The organism is Pseudomonas sp. BN607, from assembly GCF_029871175.1.
Lineage (GTDB): Bacteria > Pseudomonadota > Gammaproteobacteria > Pseudomonadales > Pseudomonadaceae > Aquipseudomonas.
In genome coordinates, this window is the sequence record NZ_SSOE01000015.1 from 57,120 (window position 1) to 72,568 (window position 15,449).

Here is a 15,449-nt window from a genome sequence, read left to right on the forward strand (position 1 = left end):
GTCGTTGTTGTTCTACTTCACCTTGGTCGTGGCGAAGTTATTGTTGGTCAGAGGGCTGATCACGTAGCCCTCCACGTTGTCACGCATGGCCGTGAACACCTTGGGGTGGGCCATGCTGATCCAGGGTTGGTCGTCATCGTACACCTTCAATGCCTCGCTATAGAGCCTTGCGCGCTCGTCGTTGTCGATCACCTCACGGGCGCGGGTGATCAGCTCCTGGAACTTAGGGTTGCACCAGCGGGCATAGTTCTCGCCGTTCCTGGCCGCCTCGCAGCTCAGCAGCGGGGTGAGGAAGTTGTCCGGGTCGGCGTTGTCGCCAGCCCAACCGGTAGACACCAGGTCGGCTTCGCCATTCTTGGCGCGGCGCAGCATCTCGGCCCACTCCATCACGCGTATATCCAGCTTCAGGCCGATCTGCTTGAGGTCGGCTTGCAGCATCTCGGCGGATAGACGCGGGTTAGGGTTGGTCATGCCGCCGCCGTTACGGGTGAACAGGGTGATCACCGTACCTTCGGGTACCCCGGCCTGCTTGAGCAGGGCACGGGCTTTGTCGAGGTCGCGCGGCGGGTTCTGGTTGCGGGGGTTGTAGCCGATCATGGTCGGAGGGTAAGGGTTTACCCCCACCAGTGCGTTGCCTTTGCCAAACAGCTGGTCGACATGGGCCTGGCGGTCGAAGGCCATGTTGATGGCTTTACGCACGCGCACATCGTTGAGGTATTTGTGCTGGGTATTCATGGCGATGTAGCCGGTGACCAACGCTTCGGTTTGGGCAACCTTGAGACTGGGCTCGGCCATTATCGACGGCACGTCATCCGGCTTGGGGTACAGCGCCACCTGGCACTCGTTGGCGCGCAGTTTCTGCAGGCGCACGTTGCTATCGGTAGTGATGGCGAATATCAGGGAGTCGGCTGGCGGCTTGCCGCGGAAGTAGTCCGGGTTGGGTTTGAAGCGGACCTGGGCGTCCTTGTTGTAACGCTGGAAGATGAATGGGCCGGTACCGATCGGCTTGCTGTTCAGCTCGGCGGTCTTGCCGGCCTTGAGCAACTGGTCGCCGTACTCGGCGGAGTAGATCGAGGTGAAGCCCATGGCCATGTCCCGCAGGAACGGCGCTTCTGGGCGGGTGAGTGTGATCACCACGGTGTAGTCGTCGCGCTTGTCCACCGATTTGAGCAACCCCTTGAACGCCATGCTTTCGAAATACGGGTAACCGACGCTGGTCTTGTCGTGCCACGGGTGGGCAGGGTCGAGCTGGCGGCGCAGGCTCCACAGCACATCATCGGCGTTGAACTCGCGGCTGGGAGAGAAGTAGTCGGTGCTGTGGAATTTCACGCCCTTGCGCAGGTGAAAGGTGTAGGTCAGGCCGTCTGCCGAGATATCCCAGCGTTCGGCCAGGGCCGGCTGCACGTCAGTGGTGCCAGGCTTGAAGTCGACCAAGCGGTTGAACAGCGTTTCTGCGGTGGCATCGAAGGTCACGCCAGTGGTGTACTGGACCACGTCGAACCCCTCCGGGCTGGCTTCGGTGCACACCACCAGCGGCTTGGCCGCCACCTGCGTGGCGCCGCCGAGCACCAGCGCGGCCAATGCCAGACGCAGTGGTAGCGATTTGATGAAAGCTCTCTGCATGGGTTGAAGACTCCCTGCTTGCATTGATTCCAGCGTAGCCGCCACGGCCCGCCGTGAAGCGGACCGTGGCGCCAACGGTCAGAGAATATTGAATGGAATGGTGGTGACCACGCGGAACTCATCCAGGCTGCCATCGCCCTGTGCCTTGCTGGCGCGGTGGGTGGTGTAGGTGGCACGGATGCTGGTGTCTTTCAGTGACCCGCTCTGCACCGCGTAGCTGGTGCCGATGCCCCACTCATAGTGGGTTTCGCCATCCAGGCCGTTCACGTCATACGCGGTCCCACGGTAGTGGGTGCCATCGATCCCCCAGCCGCGGGCGTTGTACAGGTTGAACTTGAGCCCCGGCACGCCGTAGGGCGCCATGTTCAGTACGTAGGAAATCTTCAGCGATTTCTCGTTGGGACCGTTGAAGTCCGACAGCAGCGAGTTCGCCAGGTAGATGCCGTTGGTTTCGTGCAGGTAGTCGAAGTACTCGTTGCCGTTGACCTGCTGCCAGGAGGCGCCGAGGGTGTGCGCCTGGTGGGTCAGGTCGAACGACAGGCTGTAGGTGTCGTTGTCGATCTTGCCCATCTTCTGGCTGCCGGCGTCGACCGTCTTGTAGTAGTTCAGGCCGGTACTCAGGCTGAGCACTGCACTGTCGCCGAGCACGTGGTTGGCGCCGAAGTAGTACTGGTTCCAGAAATCGTCGGCTTTGGTCGCGTACAGGCTGGTACTCAGGCTCTTGAACGGCTGGTAGTTGATGCCGGCGGTACTGGCGCGGTCGGTTTCCACGCCAGTGGCACTGTACTCGCTGCGGAACTTGCTGAGGCTTTGCTCGGTTCGTGGCGAGACGCGGTCAAAGGTGCCCAGGTCGAAGCTGAGGTTGTCGAATTCTGCGCTGTGCAGGAACGCGCCCTGGAAGCTGGATGGCAGCGCGCGGTTACCGATGTAGGCGATCATCGGTGTGTCCACTGTCTGGCGGCCGAGGGTAAGGGTGGTGTTGGATACCCGCGCCTTGATGTTGCCCAGGCCCAGCTTGCTCCACTGGCCAATGGGGTCGCCATCGCTGTGGGTCAGCGTGCGGTTGTTGGGGCCGGCAATCGCTTCGCGGCTCTGCTGCAGGGCGATGGCGTTGTAACCGGCCGCCTCGACGGCGATGCCCACGGTGCCCTCGGTGAAGCCGGAACTGTAGTTGAGGATGGTGCCCTGTACCCAGTTTTCGCGGCTGTGCGTGGGGTGGCGGGTGCCGTCGTTCTTGTAGTACTTCCACAACGGGGCGCGTGCGGCACGCTCGCGGGCGTACCAGTTGCGGGTACTGCCGGACAGGCTCTGACCGTCGATGAAGCCGCTGGCCTGGGCCTGCGCGCTTTCACTTTTCAGGGTGACGGGGATGAAGTCCTGGCTTTGCGGGTCAGCCTGGGCCACGGTGGATACGGCACTGATGGATAAGGCCAGTGCGGTCAAGGTGAATACTCTCAAGGTTAAAGCTCCCTTTCTTTTCTAGTTATGCCGGCCTTGTGGGCCGGGTGATTGCTGCGGTGTTGCCAGGGTCGCCGCGGGATCGCCGGGCAGAATCGGGGCGTTGTGTTGGCCGTTCTGGCCTCTTCGCGGGCAAGCCCGCTTCCACAGGTAGGGCGCAGTGTCCGAACCTGTTGAGATCCTGTGGAAGCGGGCTCGCCCGCGAAGAGGCCGGTACTGGCTAACGCTTAATCAACACTCACACCGGAAAAAACATTGCGCCCAAATGGGCTGACCTTGAATTCGGATACCTTGGTGCTGAGCGGCTGGTTAACCGTGGAATGTGCCACCGGGGTAATGGGTACCTGCTGCTTGAGCCGTTGCTGGGCTTGCTGGTACAGGGCGCTGCGTTGCGCCTGGTCGGTGACCTGCTTGGCCCGCTTGACCAAGTTGTCGTACTGCGGGTCGCACCATTGCGAGTAGTTGTTGCTGCCGATGGCATCACAGCTGTAGAGGGTACCCAGCCAGTTGTCCGGGTCGCCGTTGTCACCGGTCCAGCCGATCAGGGCAATGTCGTGTTCGCCGCTTTTCATGCGCTTGAGGTATTCGCCCCATTCGTAGCTGACGATGCGTACTTTGAGGCCAAGCTTGTGCCAGTCGGCCTGGAGCATTTCCGCCATCAGCTTGGCATTGGGGTTGTACGGGCGTTGCACCGGCATGGCCCAGAGGGTGACCTCGGTGCCCGGCTTGACCCCCGCCTGCTGCAGCAACTGCCTGGCCTTTTCCGGGTCGTAAGGCGCGTCCTTGATACTTTCGTCATAGGACCATTGGGTCGGCGGCATGGCGTTGACGGCCAGTTGGCCGGAATCCTGATACACCGCCTGGATGATGGCTTTCTTGTTCACCGCCATGTCCATCGCCTGGCGCACTTCCAGGCGGTTGAACGGTGCGTGCTGGGTGTTATAGGCGATGTAGCCGAGGTTGAAGCCCGGTTGCTGCAGGACCTGCAGTTTGCTGTCGGCCTTGAGTGCCGGCAGGTCGGCCGGGCGTGGATGCAGGGTGACCTGGCACTCGTTGCGGCGCAGCTTCTGGATGCGCACCGAAGGGTCGACGTTGATCGAGAACACCAGGTTGTCGAGTTTCACCTGCTCCGGCGCCCAGTAATCCTTGTTGCCCTTGTAGCGGATCTGCGAGTCCTTCTGGTAGCGCTGGAACACGAAGGGGCCAGTGCCGATCGGCTGCTGGTTGATGTCGCTGGCACGCCCACTGGCCAGCAAGGTGTCGGCGTACTCGGCGGAGAGAATCGAGGCAAAGCTCATGGCCAGGTTCTGGATGAACGCGGCATCGACCGTGTTCAAAGTGAACACCACGGTCAGTGGGCCGGTTTTCTCGACCCGGGCGATGTTCTTGTCCAGGCCCATGCTGATGAAGTAGGGGAACTCGGTAGGGTAGGCCCGGCGGAACGGGTGGTCCTTGTCGAGCATGCGGTTGAAGGTGAACAGCACGTCATCGGCATTGAAATCTCGGCCTGGGGTAAAGGCCTTGTTGCTGTGGAACCTGACCCCTTCACGCAAGTGGAACGTGTAGCGCAGGCCGTCTTCGGACACCTCCCAACGGGTGGCCAGGGCAGGGTGCACGGCAGTACCGCCGCGCTCGAACTCGACCAGGCGGTTGTAGACCGGCTCGGCGGCGTCGTTGTCGGTGGCGCTGGTGTACTGGGCGGTGTCGAAACCGGCAGGGCTACCTTCAGAACAGAACACCAGGTTGTTGGCCAGCAGGACCGGGGATTGGCTGACCAGGCCCAGGGCCAGCAACGCGGAAAGGCGGGTAACGTGGCGCATGGCAAATCCTTTTTCATCTGTTCGCGCCGCCTCCGGGTACGAATGGCGGCAACAGTTCGCCGACCCCGCAGCGTATGGCCGCAGGACGACATGAAGAGGTGGCGGGGGTGAAGGGCACCCGCGATTCAGCGGGTGCCTCAGTCAGCCTATTTGTCCACGCTGACGCCGTAGAAGGAGTTCAGCGCGAATGGGCTGATCTTGAAGTCCTTCACCTTGGCGCTCATGGGCTGGTAGACGGTGGAGTGGGCGATCGGGGTGATCGGTACCTGCTCCTTGAGGATGTGCTGCGCCTTTTGGTACAGCTCGGTACGTTTGGCCTGGTCGGAAGTGGCCTTGGCCTGCTTGATCAGGTCGTCGTAGGGCTTGTAGCACCACTTGGAGAAGTTGTTGCCGTCGATGGCATCGCAGCCGTACAGGGTGCCCAGCCAGTTGTCCGGGTCACCGTTGTCGCCGCTCCAGCCGATCAGCATGGCGCCCTGTTCGCCGCCTTTGGAGCGCTTGATGTATTCGCCCCATTCATAACTGACGATCTTTGCCTTGATGCCGATCTTGTTCCAGTCGGACTGGAGCATTTCGGCCATCAGCTTGGCATTGGGGTTGTACGGGCGTTGCACCGGCATGGCCCACAGGGTGATCTCCGTGCCTTCCTTGATACCGGCTTCCTTAAGCAGCTGCCTGGCTTTTTCGGGGTCGAACGGGGCGTCCTTGATGCTGGTGTCGTACGACCACTGGGTGGGCGGCATGGCGTTGACTGCCAGCTGGCCGGCGCCCTGGTAGACCGACTCGATGATTTTCTTTTTGTCCACGGCCATGTCCAGCGCCTGGCGCACTTTCAGCTGGGCCATGGGGTTGGGCTCGCTGCTGCCCTTGATCTTGTCCATCACGTTGTAGGCGATGTAGCCGAGGTTGAAGCCGGCCTGCTGTGGCATCTGCAGGTTCTTGTCGGCCTTTAGCGGTTCGATGTCGGCCGGGCGCGGGAACAAGGTGACCTGGCACTCGTTCTTCTTCAGCTTCTGCATGCGCACCGAGGCATCAGTGGTGATGGCGAAGATCAGGTTGTCGATCTTCACGTCATCAGGCTGCCAATAGTCCTTGTTGCCCTTGAAGCGGATCTGCGCATCCTTCTGGTACTTGCTGAACACGAACGGGCCGGTGCCGATGGGTTTCTGGTTGATGTCGGCCGCCTTGCCGTCCTTGAGCAACTGGTCAGCGTATTCGGCGGACTGGATCGAGGCAAAGCTCATGGCCAGGTTCTGGATGAACGCGGCGTCGACTTCGTTGAGGGTGAACCTGACCGTGTGCTCGTCGAGCTTCTCCAGCTTGGCGATGTTCTTGTCCATGCCCATGTCGGTGAAGTAGGGGAACTCGGTGGGGTAGGCCTTGCGGAACGGGTGGTCCTTGTCGAGCATGCGGTTGAAGGTGAACAGCACGTCGTCGGCGTTGAACGGGCGGGTAGGCTTGAAGTAATCGGTGGTGTGGAACTTCACCCCTTCGCGCAGGTGGAACGTATAGGTTTTGCCGTCGTCGGACACTTCCCATTTGGTCGCCAGGCCCGGGATCACCGCAGTGCCGCCCCGTTCGAACTGGGTCAGGCGGTTGAATACGGTCTCGGCCGAGGCGTCGAAGTCGGTCCCGGTGGTGTACTGCCCTGGGTCGAAACCGGCCGGGCTGCCTTCGGAGCAGAACACCAGGTTGGACGCGGCGAGGGCCGAAGGCGCACCGGTGAGCAAGCCTGCACCTAGCAGGAACGGAATGACTGCGTGTTTGAGCATGGTGGCCTCATTGTTGTCATTTTTCGATTGAGGTGGCCTCGTGAGCCGACCTGCGGATACTTATGCAGGGGGTGTTCCCAATGCAATACATACAAGGATAGTTGGCGCCAGAAATGTGGAACGAGCGTACATGGATGTCGCATCGGTATAACTTTCGGCGAAGTTAAACGTTTGCGAGGGCAAAATGATGGCTTTTTTCAGAATATTTCGGCGCGGGGATGGGTGTAGGACGCACCTTGCTGGTGCGTAGGAGATGTCTGAAATCGCTAAATTGTGCGGTTGGGTCGGGGCTCTGTGGCAGCGGGCGTGCCCGCTGCCACAGGTGTTTCGTGAGTCTGTTACGGCATCTGCACTTCAATCAGCCCGTCGGCGTTCATGCTCACCTCACTGGTCCCGGCTTCGATGTCCGGCGCCGGCGCCGCTTCATCCGCGCCCATGGCCTTCATCGCCATCGGTGCGCTACGCAGGTACGGGCGAGGGTAACCACTGCTGTTCAGGTTCAGGCTGACCACCTTGTAGCCCTTGCCACCCAGCGCTTCGGTGGCCAGTTGCGCGCGTGCCTTGAAGGCGTCGACCGCATCCTTGAGCAGTGCATCTTCGCTGGACTTGCGCGTGGCCGGGGCGATGGAGAAGTCCATGCCACCCATTTTCAGTTCTTGCAGCAGGTCGGCGGTAAGCTGCGACAGGGCTGGGAAATTGGCGCTTTCCAGGCGCAGTTCGGCACGTTCGCGCCAGCCGGTGATCTTCTGGCCCTTGCTGTCATACACCGGGTAGCTGTTGCGGCTACCCTGGCTGATCTTCACGTCCTTGACCTGGCGCGACTGCTGCACGGCCTTGTTCATGGTTTCGGTGATCTGCTTGGCAAGCTTGCCCGGGTCGGTATTCTGCGCTTCGCTGTACAGGGTCACGACCATCAGGTCGCGCGCCACTTCCTTGCTGACTTCGGCACGCAGCGATACCTGGTTGTAGCGCGGTTCATCGGCAGCCAGGGCCGGCAGGCTGGCAAGCAGGCCGCAGGACATGATCAGGGCGGCGCCGCGACGTGGGATTTGCATGTGGTACTCCTTGGCAATAAAAGGCGTGGGCTCTGGTCATCCATGCCACGCATGGCCCATCAGACCGGGAACAGTGTAGTGGGTTCACAAGTGCCATCATGACAGTGTGACAAAGTGTGGCGCTTTGCCGCATCGCTGCAGCAGGGCGCCCGGCTTCGGTATACTCCAGCCGATTTTTCTGGAGCACTCATCAGGAGAGCTCATGCTCGCCGCCGTACAACCGTTGTCCGCTACCCGCCAGAACCTCTGGCGCCTGACCGTCATTCGGGTCCTGGTCCTGGCTGCCCAGGCCGGTTCGGTGGGTGTCGCCTACTGGACCGAGCTGCTGCCATTGCCCTGGCTGTCGCTGGCCGGCACCTTGGCCTTGTCCTCGCTGCTGTGTGCCTTCACGGCCCTGCGGCTGCGGCTGTCGTTGCCAGTCACCGAAATGGAGTACGCCCTGCAGCTGGCCTGTGACCTGCTGATCCACAGCGCCTTGCTGTATTACTCCGGTGGTTCGACCAACCCGTTCGTGTCGTATTACCTGGTGCCGTTGGCGATTGCCGCAGTGACCCTGCCGTGGCTGTATTCGCTGATCCTGTCCGGTATTGCCTTGACTGCCTACAGCCTGCTGCTGGTGCAGTTCTACCCCCTCGAAGGCCTGCCGATGGCGCGGGACAAGATGCAGGTCTACGGCATGTGGCTGAGTATTGCCCTGGCCGCCGCCGTCATTACCTTCTTTGCTGCACGGATGGCCGAAGAACTGCGCCGGCAGGAGCAGCTGCGTTCCGAGCGGCGTGAAGAAAGCCTGCGCGACGAGCAGTTGCTGGCCGTCGCTACCCAGGCTGCCGGTGCTGCGCATGAGCTGGGCACGCCGTTGGCGACCATGAGCGTGCTGATCAACGAAATGCGCCAGGACCACACCGACCCGCTGTTGCAGGAAGACCTGCAGATCCTTCAGGACCAGGTAAAGCTGTGCAAGGAAACCCTGCAGCAGCTGGTGCGTGCCGCCGAAGCCAACCGCCGCCTGGCGGTGGTTGAACAGGATGTCACGGCTTGGCTGGACGAAGCGCTGAACCGCTGGCACCTGATGCGCCCGGAAGCCAGCTACCGCTTCCAGCGCCTGCGCGACGGCCAGGTGCCACGCCTGACCCCGCCGCCGGACCTGACCCAGGCATTGCTGAACCTGTTGAACAACGCCGCCGATGCCTGCCCTGATGACCTCGAGGTGCACCTGGACTGGGATGCCCAAGACATCGTCATCAGCATCCGCGACCATGGCCCTGGCGTGCCGCCGGCCATCGCCGAGGCCATCGGCAAACCCTTCATTACCACCAAAGGCAAAGGCTTCGGCCTTGGCCTGTTCTTGAGCAAGGCCAGCGTGACCCGTGCGGGCGGCTCGGTGAAACTCTATAGTCATGAACAGGGTGGCACCCTGACCGAACTGCGCCTGCCCTATGGCAAGCGAGGAGATGAATGATGAGCGAAGAAAACCAAGTCGAAGGCGAAGAGCTGCCGCACCTGCTGCTGGTGGATGACGATGCCACCTTCACCCGGGTCATGGCGCGTGCCATGAGCCGTCGTGGTTTCCGCGTAAGCACTGCCAGCTCGGCCGAGGAAGGCCTGATCCTGGCCCAGCAGGACCTGCCGGACTATGCCACGCTGGACTTGAAGATGGACGGCGACTCCGGCCTGGTGCTGCTGCCCAAGCTGCTGGAGCTGGACCCGGAAATGCGCGTGGTGATCCTGACCGGCTATTCGAGCATTGCCACTGCCGTGGAAGCGGTCAAGCGCGGCGCGTGCAACTACCTGTGCAAGCCGGCTGACGCCGATGATGTGCTGGCGGCGTTGCTGTCGGAGCACACCGACCTGGATACCCTGGTGCCGGAAAACCCGATGTCGGTCGACCGCCTGCAGTGGGAGCACATCCAGCGCGTGCTGAACGAGCACGAGGGCAATATCTCCGCTACCGCGCGAGCGCTGGGCATGCACCGGCGGACCTTGCAGCGCAAGCTGCAAAAGCGCCCGGTCCGGCGCTGATTCTTGCTGGGCTTGGGCCGGCCCTTTCGCGGGCTTGCCCGCTCCCACAGGACCAGCACAGGCCTCAAGTCTTGTCGAATACCTGTGGGAACGGGCAAGCCCGCGAAGAGGGCATAACTGACAGAGGCTTCTCTTTAATCACCCCGCGATCCCCGCAAATACCAGCCGTTGGCGTATCATTAGCCACCTAACGGCAACCCTCTCCAGGATCGCTTGCGCATGCTCGCCCTTCTTATCCAGACGCTGAACATCACGGCACCGGTCTTCGCCATGCTGTTCATGGGCGTGCTGCTCAAACGCATCCGCCTGATCGACGATAATTTCAACCGCGTCGCCTCGCAGCTGGTGTTCAACGTGTGCATGCCGGCGCTGCTGTTTCTTGGCATCTACCACGCCGACCTGGCTGCAGCAGTCAAGCCCGGGGTCATCCTGTACTTCATCGTTGCCACGTTGGTGGGCTTCGCCATTGCCTGGGGGCTGGCCATCTGGCGCAGTCCGCTGGCCGACCGTGGTATCTATACCCAAGGCGCATTCCGCGGCAATAACGGCGTCATCGGCCTGGCCCTGGCTGCCAGCCTGTACGGCGACTACGGGATTTCTCTGGGGGCGGTGCTCGCCGGCCTGGTCATCCTTATGTACAACTCGCTGTCTGCGGTGGTGCTTGCGGTGTACAGCCCGGACCTCAAGTCCGACCCGTGGAGCATCTGCAAGAGCATTTTCAGCAACCCGTTGATCATCAGTGTGCTGGTAGCCACCCCCATGGCCTACGGCCAGGTGCCGCTGCCCAACTGGCTGCTGACGTCGGGCGACTACCTGGCCCAGATGACCCTGCCGCTGGCGTTGATCTGCATTGGCGGCACCTTGTCGCTGGCGGCACTGCGCGACAGCGGCAGGTTGGCGTTCGATGCCAGCCTGGTGAAGATGGTCTGGCTGCCGGTGGTCGGTACGCTGGGTGCCTGGTTGTGTGGCTTCCGTGGTGCGGAACTGGGCATTCTGTTCCTGTACATCGGTAGCCCGACCGCAGCAGCCAGCTACGTCATGGCACGGGCGGCAAACGGGAACCATCAGCTGGCGGCGTCGATCATCGTGATTACCACGCTAATGGCGGCGATTACCACCAACATCGGCATTTTCATCTTGCAGTGGGGCGGATGGATCTAGATCCTTGACTGCAAATAACAGCGACAACACTGCCTCACTGAGCTAAAGGACACTTCATGCAAGACCAGAGCACGCCCGAGCAGTTACAGCGCGGGCTGAAGAATCGCCATATCCAGCTTATCGCGCTGGGCGGGGCCATCGGTACCGGGTTGTTCCTGGGCATTGCCCAGACCATCCAACTGGCCGGCCCCTCCGTGTTGCTGGGCTATGCCATCGCCGGCCTGATGGCGTTCCTGATCATGCGCCAGCTGGGCGAAATGGTCGTGGAAGAGCCGGTGGCAGGCAGCTTCAGCCACTTTGCCCACCAGTACTGGAGCGAGTTCGCCGGCTTTGTCTCGGGCTGGAACTACTGGGTGGTGTACGTGCTGGTCGGCATGGCCGAGCTGACGGCGGTCGGGATCTATGTGCAGTACTGGTGGCCGGAATTCCCCACCTGGGCCACGGCGGCGATCTTCTTCGTGGTGATCAACCTGATCAACCTGACGCAGGTCAAGGTCTACGGCGAAATGGAGTTCTGGTTTGCCCTGGTCAAGGTGGTGGCCATTGTCAGCATGATCGGCTTTGGCGCCTGGTTGCTGAGCAGCGGCCATGGTGGCCCGGATGCCAGCGTGGCCAACCTGTGGCAGTACGGCGGCTTCTTCCCCAACGGCGTAAGCGGCCTGGTGATGGCCCTGGCGGTAATCATGTTCTCGTTCGGTGGCCTGGAACTGGTGGGCATCACCGCCGCCGAGGCCGACAACCCGCGCCAGAGCATCCCCAAGGCCACCAACCAGGTGGTGTACCGCATCCTGATCTTCTACATCGGTGCATTGGCGGTGCTGCTGTCGTTGTACCCTTGGCAGAAGGTAGTGCAGGGGGGCAGCCCTTTCGTGATGATTTTCCACGAACTGGACAGTGACCTGGTGGCGACCATCCTCAATATCGTGGTCCTGACTGCCGCGCTGTCGGTGTACAACAGCTGCGTGTATGCCAACAGCCGCATGCTGTTCGGCCTGGCCAGCCAGGGCGATGCACCGCGCCAACTGCTGAAGGTCAGCCGCAGCGGCGTGCCGCTGACCGCGCTGGGGGTGTCGGCGTTCGCCACGGGCCTGTGCGTACTCATCAACTATCTGATGCCGGGCGAAGCCTTTGGCCTGTTGATGGCCTTGGCGGTGTCGGCGTTGGTGATCAACTGGGCAAGTATCAGCATTACCCACCTGAAATTCCGCAAGGCCAAGTTGGCCGCCGGCATCACCCCGTTTTACAAAAGCCTGGGGCATCCGCTGACCAACTACCTGTGCCTGGCCTTCATTGTGCTGATCCTGGTAGTGATGTACCTGACGCCGCCGATTCGCATTTCGGTGATGCTGATCCCGGCATGGATTGCCGTGCTGTGGGTGGCCTTCAAATTGAAGAAAGCTCGGCAGGTTCGTCGGTAGATCTTCTGCGTTTTGTGGGATCGAGCGGCGCCCGTGCCGCGCTCGATCCCAACGACGCGTTCAATGTTGGCGGCGCCAGGCGCGCACGGTGGTGTACAGCAACACCAAGGCAAGCACCGGCAGTACATAGAACAGCATCAATTGCTCCAGTCGGCCGGCCAGCGGCATGCCCATGGTAAAGGCTGCCACGTGCAGGCCGTAGGCCAGGTACAGGCACAGGAACACTAGGCCTTCTGCGCGCGTGATGCGGTACCCGGAATAGAACACCGGCAGGCTCAGCACTGCCACGCCAAGCATCACCGGCAGGTCGAAAGACAGCGCATTGGGCGAGATCGACAGCGGCTCGGGGGTGACCAGTGCGGTCATGCCCAGTACGGCCAGCAGGTTGAACAGGTTGCTGCCGATCACCGTGCCCACGGCAATCTCCCGTTCACCACGCAGGGCGGCAATCAGCGCGGCGGCCAGTTCCGGGAGCGAGGTGCAGATGGCGACGACGGTCAGGCCGATGATGCGTTCGGACAAGCCCAGGTCGGTGGCCACCTCCACCGCGGCCTCCAGCAGCAGGTGGCCGGCCAGGCTGAGCAGGCCAAAACCGGTCAGCACTTGCAGCAGTGTGCCTGACCAGAAGCGTCCAGCACTGGCTCTGGCCGTGTCCGGAGCAGGGTAGGTACGTGCGTAGTGGCGGGACTGGTGCCAGAGCATCGCCAGGTAACAGGCCAGGCTCAGCAGCAGGACCACCCCCTCGACGCGCCCCAGGTGGCCATTGGCAGACAACGCATAGACCAGCCCACTGGCGGCGATCATCAGCGGTATATCCAGGCGCACCAGTTGCCGCGACACGCGCAGCGGGATGATCAGGGCCGCCAGCCCGAGTATCACAAGTACGTTGAAGATATTGCTGCCGACCACGCTGCCGACCGCCACGTCTGGCGCGCCCTGGTAGGCTGCCTGCAGGCTTACGGTCAGTTGCGGGGCGGTGCTGCCAAAGGCCACCAGGCTGAGGCCGATGATCAGCGGGCGAACGTGCAGGCGCTGCGCCAGGCGCAAAGCTGCGCGCACCAGCAGTTCGGCGCCGCCTACCAGCAACAGCAGGGCGATGCCCAGTTGCAGCAGGCTGAAAGTAGGAAGGGTGGCCAAGTCGAAAATGGTCGGACTCCTGTCGCGTCAGTCGCTAAGCCCTTGTACTCGCACGCGAGCCGTTCCGCTACGGAGCATGCCGATTTTTTCTGCGGCGGCGCGTGACAGGTCAATCAGGCGGCCACGGGTGTGCGGGCCACGGTCGTTGATGCGTACCACCACGCTGCGCTGGTTGGCCATATTGGTAACCAGTACGCGGCTGCCGAAGGGCAGGCTGCGATGGGCGGCGGTCAGCCCGTGCTGGTTGAACGGTTCGCCACTGGCGGTGCGTTTGCCGTGGTGGCGCGAGCCGTAGTAGGAAGCAGTGCCCGTCTGGTCGTAGCCGCGCGGGTCGATGTCATGGCTGGCGCAGCCGGCCAGGAAAGAAAACAGGGCGAGGGTGCCGAGGGATCGTTTTAGCAAGTCAGGTGCTCTCCGGTGCGGCCATTCGCGGGTAAACCCGCTCCTACAGGTAAAGCGCTGGCTTGTGCAGGAGCGGCTCTAACCGCGAACGAGGGCAAAGCCCTCGCAGCATTACAGGGGTAAAACAATCACCCTTCGAGCTTGGCTTTGAGCAATTGGTTCACCTGCCCCGGGTTGGCCTTGCCTTTGGAGGCTTTCATGGCCTGGCCGACGAAGAAGCCGAACATCTTGCCGCGCTTGGCCTCGTCAGCCGCGCGGTACTGTTCGACCTGCTCGGCGTTTGCAGCCAGCATTTCGTCGAGCATCTTGTCGATCGCACCGGTATCGGTGACCTGCTTCAGGCCTTTGCTCTCGATGATGCTGTCGGCATCCCCTTCGCCGGCAGCCATGGCCTCGAACACGGTCTTGGCGATCTTGCCGCTGATGGTGTTGTCGCGGATGCGCAGCAGCATGCCACCCAGTTGCGCGGCGCTGACCGGCGCCTGGTCGATCTCGACACCCAGCTTGTTCAGCAGGCTGCCCAGTTCGACCATGACCCAGTTGGCGGCCAGCTTGGCGTCGCCACCCGTCTTCACCACTTCTTCAAAGTAGTCCGCCTGCTCGCGGCTGGACGCCAGCACGTTGGCGTCGTAGGCCGACAGGCCATACTGGCTCTGGAAGCGCTCGACTTTTTGCGGTGGCAGCTCCGGCAGGCCGGCGCGGATGGTTTCGAGGTAGCTGTCCTCGATCACCACCGGCAGCAGGTCCGGGTCGGGGAAGTAACGGTAGTCGTTGGCTTCCTCCTTGCTGCGCATGGAGCGGGTCTCGTCCTTGTTCGGGTCGTACAGGCGGGTTTCCTGTACCACCTTGCCGCCGTCTTCGATCAGGTCGATCTGGCGCTGGATCTCGCTGTTGATCGCACGCTCGATGAAGCGGAACGAGTTGACGTTCTTGATCTCGCAGCGGGTACCGAATTCGGCCTGGCCCTTCGGGCGGATCGACACGTTGCAGTCGCAACGCAGTGAGCCTTCTGCCATGTTGCCGTCACAGATGCCCAGGTAGCGCACCAGCGCGTGGATCGCCTTGACGTAGGCAACGGCTTCCTTGGCGCTGCGCATGTCAGGCTCGGAAACGATTTCCAGCAGCGGGGTGCCGGCACGGTTCAGGTCGATGCCGGTGGAGCCGCTGAAGTCTTCGTGCAGGCTCTTGCCGGCGTCTTCTTCCAGGTGCGCGCGGGTTACGCCGATGCGCTTGATGGTGCCGTCTTCCAGGGCGATGTCCAGGTGGCCCTTGCCGACGATCGGCAGGTCCATCTGGCTGATCTGGTAACCCTTGGGCAGGTCCGGGTAAAAGTAGTTCTTGCGCGCGAACACGTTGCGCTTGCCAATTTCGGCGTCGATCGCCAGGCCGAACATGCACGCCATGCGCACGGCTTCCTGGTTCAGCACCGGCAGTACGCCAGGCATGCCAAGGTCAACCAGGCTGGCCTGGGTATTCGGCTCGGAGCCGAAGGTGGTGGCGCTGCCGGAGAAGATCTTCGACTGGGTGGCGAGCTGAGTGTGGATTTCCAGCCCGATCACAACTTCCCATTGCATGTGTGAATTC

12 protein-coding genes are annotated in these 15,449 nt (G+C 62.0%); 4 read left to right on the forward strand and 8 right to left on the reverse strand.

Features of this window, described 5'->3' with window-relative positions:
* Positions 1 to 12: 12 nt before the first annotated feature.
* The 5 genes from E8E68_RS00365 to E8E68_RS00385 form a co-directional block, all read right to left on the reverse strand.
* The gene (locus E8E68_RS00365) at positions 13 to 1,623 is read right to left on the reverse strand and encodes an ABC transporter substrate-binding protein (protein WP_266028488.1); all 1,611 of its coding nucleotides are present in this window, start codon (positions 1,621 to 1,623) and stop codon (positions 13 to 15) included.
* Between the two features lie 78 nt (positions 1,624 to 1,701).
* On the reverse strand, positions 1,702 to 3,081 hold the full coding sequence (locus tag E8E68_RS00370) for an OprD family porin (RefSeq protein ID WP_266028487.1): 1,380 nt from the start codon (positions 3,079 to 3,081) through the stop codon (positions 1,702 to 1,704).
* 227 nt (positions 3,082 to 3,308) lie between these two features.
* The gene (locus E8E68_RS00375) at positions 3,309 to 4,901 is read right to left on the reverse strand and encodes an ABC transporter substrate-binding protein (protein WP_280339101.1); all 1,593 of its coding nucleotides are present in this window, start codon (positions 4,899 to 4,901) and stop codon (positions 3,309 to 3,311) included.
* Positions 4,902 to 5,047: 146 nt separating this feature from the next.
* Positions 5,048 to 6,673: an ABC transporter substrate-binding protein gene (locus E8E68_RS00380; protein ID WP_280339103.1), complete on the reverse strand. Its 1,626-nt coding sequence runs from the start codon at positions 6,671 to 6,673 to the stop codon at positions 5,048 to 5,050.
* A 338-nt stretch (positions 6,674 to 7,011) separates the two neighbouring features.
* A complete protein-coding gene (locus tag E8E68_RS00385; RefSeq protein WP_110744894.1) occupies positions 7,012 to 7,728 on the reverse strand; it encodes an SIMPL domain-containing protein in 717 nt (238 codons plus the stop codon).
* A gap of 202 nt (positions 7,729 to 7,930) precedes the next feature.
* Here E8E68_RS00385 and E8E68_RS00390 point away from each other — a divergent pair, with 202 nt between their 5' ends.
* From E8E68_RS00390 to E8E68_RS00405, 4 genes are all read left to right on the forward strand, one after another.
* Positions 7,931 to 9,187 (forward strand): ATP-binding protein, encoded by a 1,257-nt coding sequence (locus tag E8E68_RS00390; RefSeq protein ID WP_110744893.1) that lies wholly within the window; start codon positions 7,931 to 7,933, stop codon positions 9,185 to 9,187.
* Positions 9,187 to 9,747 (forward strand): response regulator transcription factor, encoded by a 561-nt coding sequence (locus E8E68_RS00395; RefSeq protein WP_025337806.1) that lies wholly within the window; start codon positions 9,187 to 9,189, stop codon positions 9,745 to 9,747. Before E8E68_RS00390 ends, E8E68_RS00395 begins: the two co-directional genes overlap by 1 nt.
* Positions 9,748 to 9,966: 219 nt before the next feature.
* Positions 9,967 to 10,908: an AEC family transporter gene (locus E8E68_RS00400; RefSeq protein WP_266028484.1), complete on the forward strand. Its 942-nt coding sequence runs from the start codon at positions 9,967 to 9,969 to the stop codon at positions 10,906 to 10,908.
* Positions 10,909 to 10,964: 56 nt separating this feature from the next.
* Positions 10,965 to 12,326, forward strand: a complete 1,362-nt coding sequence (locus E8E68_RS00405) for an amino acid permease (RefSeq protein ID WP_110744891.1) — start codon at positions 10,965 to 10,967, stop codon at positions 12,324 to 12,326.
* 60 nt (positions 12,327 to 12,386) lie between these two features.
* Here E8E68_RS00405 and E8E68_RS00410 read toward each other — a convergent pair whose 3' ends face one another.
* The 3 genes from E8E68_RS00410 to gatB form a co-directional block, all read right to left on the reverse strand.
* Positions 12,387 to 13,430 (reverse strand): calcium/sodium antiporter, encoded by a 1,044-nt coding sequence (locus E8E68_RS00410; RefSeq protein ID WP_266028720.1) that lies wholly within the window; start codon positions 13,428 to 13,430, stop codon positions 12,387 to 12,389.
* Positions 13,431 to 13,490: 60 nt separating this feature from the next.
* Positions 13,491 to 13,865, reverse strand: a complete 375-nt coding sequence (locus E8E68_RS00415; protein WP_054881438.1) for a septal ring lytic transglycosylase RlpA family protein — start codon at positions 13,863 to 13,865, stop codon at positions 13,491 to 13,493.
* A 128-nt stretch (positions 13,866 to 13,993) separates the two neighbouring features.
* Positions 13,994 to 15,439: an Asp-tRNA(Asn)/Glu-tRNA(Gln) amidotransferase subunit GatB gene (gene gatB, locus E8E68_RS00420; protein ID WP_110744890.1), complete on the reverse strand. Its 1,446-nt coding sequence runs from the start codon at positions 15,437 to 15,439 to the stop codon at positions 13,994 to 13,996.
* Positions 15,440 to 15,449: the final 10 nt, after the last annotated feature.

Excerpts from the sequence above, each read along its gene's own strand:
- E8E68_RS00380 (WP_280339103.1), bottom strand. The coding sequence starts at position 6,673 with ATGCTCAAACACGCAGTCATTCCGTTCCTGCTAGGTGCAGGCTTGCTC.
- E8E68_RS00405 (WP_110744891.1), top strand. The coding sequence starts at position 10,965 with ATGCAAGACCAGAGCACGCCCGAGCAGTTACAGCGCGGGCTGAAGAAT.
- E8E68_RS00400 (WP_266028484.1), top strand. The coding sequence starts at position 9,967 with ATGCTCGCCCTTCTTATCCAGACGCTGAACATCACGGCACCGGTCTTC.
- E8E68_RS00375 (WP_280339101.1), bottom strand. The coding sequence starts at position 4,901 with ATGCGCCACGTTACCCGCCTTTCCGCGTTGCTGGCCCTGGGCCTGGTC.
- E8E68_RS00390 (WP_110744893.1), top strand. The coding sequence starts at position 7,931 with ATGCTCGCCGCCGTACAACCGTTGTCCGCTACCCGCCAGAACCTCTGG.
- gatB (WP_110744890.1), bottom strand. The coding sequence starts at position 15,439 with ATGCAATGGGAAGTTGTGATCGGGCTGGAAATCCACACTCAGCTCGCC.
- E8E68_RS00365 (WP_266028488.1), bottom strand. The coding sequence starts at position 1,623 with ATGCAGAGAGCTTTCATCAAATCGCTACCACTGCGTCTGGCATTGGCC.
- E8E68_RS00395 (WP_025337806.1), top strand. The coding sequence starts at position 9,187 with ATGAGCGAAGAAAACCAAGTCGAAGGCGAAGAGCTGCCGCACCTGCTG.
- E8E68_RS00385 (WP_110744894.1), bottom strand. The coding sequence starts at position 7,728 with ATGCAAATCCCACGTCGCGGCGCCGCCCTGATCATGTCCTGCGGCCTG.